Origin of the sequence: Microbacterium sp. HSID17254, assembly GCF_003989315.1 — a bacterium.
In the GTDB taxonomy this organism is placed as follows: domain Bacteria; phylum Actinomycetota; class Actinomycetes; order Actinomycetales; family Microbacteriaceae; genus Microbacterium.
On the sequence record NZ_RBLT01000110.1, the window covers coordinates 1 to 1,099 of the forward strand.

1 protein-coding gene is annotated in these 1,099 nt (G+C 69.9%); it reads right to left on the reverse strand.

The features are described from left to right. Nucleotides 1-64: 64 nt before the first annotated feature. A partial coding sequence (gene tyrS / locus D8M34_RS17990; protein WP_126894706.1) for a tyrosine--tRNA ligase occupies nt 65-1,099 on the reverse strand: 1,035 nt, incomplete at its 5' end.

Consider the following 1,099-nt stretch of genomic DNA (forward strand, 5'->3'; position numbering starts at 1 on the left):
AGGACGGCTCGGAGGCGGTTCACAGGGGGGTACCTTCTCGACGTTCCTGCAGGTCAGCGGCAGATCACGCCGACCCGACCCGCACACCGGCCAGGTTGCGCTTCCCCCGCCGCACCACCAGCCAGCCGCCGTCGCGGACGTCCCCGGGACCCGGGACCCACTCCTCGTCGACGACCTTGACGTTGTTGACGTACGCGCCGCCCTCCTTCACGGCGCGGCGAGCGGCACCCTTGCTGTCGGTCAGACCGGTGGCGACGAGCAGGTCGACGATCGTGTCGGCCGGGCCGGCGTCGGCCGTCGGTACCTCGGCGAGCGCGGCGCCGAGTGTGGCCGCGTCCAGATCGGTGAGCTCCGCGCGACCGAAGAGGGCCTGGCTCGCCGTCGTCACCTGCCGGGTCTGGTCCTCCCCGTGCACGAGCGTCGTGAGCTCGGCGGCGAGACGTCGTTGCGCGCCACGCAGATGCGGCTTCTCGACGAGCTCGGTCTCCAGGGCCTCGATCTCGGTGCGGTCGAGGAAGGTGAAGAGCTTGAGGTAGGCGATCGCGTCGGCATCGGCGACGTTCACGAAGTACTGGTACCAGGCGTACGGCGAGGTGCGTTCCGGGTCGAGCCAGACGTTGCCGCCCCCGGTGGACTTGCCGAACTTGCGACCCTCGGAGTCGGTGACCAGCTGCAGGGTCAACGCGTGGACGTGGTCACCGGTCACCCGGCGCACGAGGTCGACACCGCCGACGATGTTGCCCCACTGGTCGGACCCGCCGATCTGCAGCCGCACCCCGAACTCGCGGTACAGATGCAGGTAGTCCTGCGCCTGGAGAAGCAGGTAGCTGAACTCGGTGTAGGACATCCCGTCGACGGCGAGGCGGCGCTGCACGGTGTCGCGCGAGATCATCGTGCTGACCGGGAAGTGCTTGCCGAGGTCGCGCAGGAACTCCAGGACCGGCTGCTGTCCGGTCCAGTCCAGGTTGTTGACGGCCACGGCGCCGGTCGGCGCGTCGTCGAAGGACACGAACCGCTCCAGCTGGCCCCGGATGAGCCCCGTCCAGTCGGCGACGGTCGAGGCGTCGTTGAGCATCCGCTCCCCCACGTCGCGCGGGTC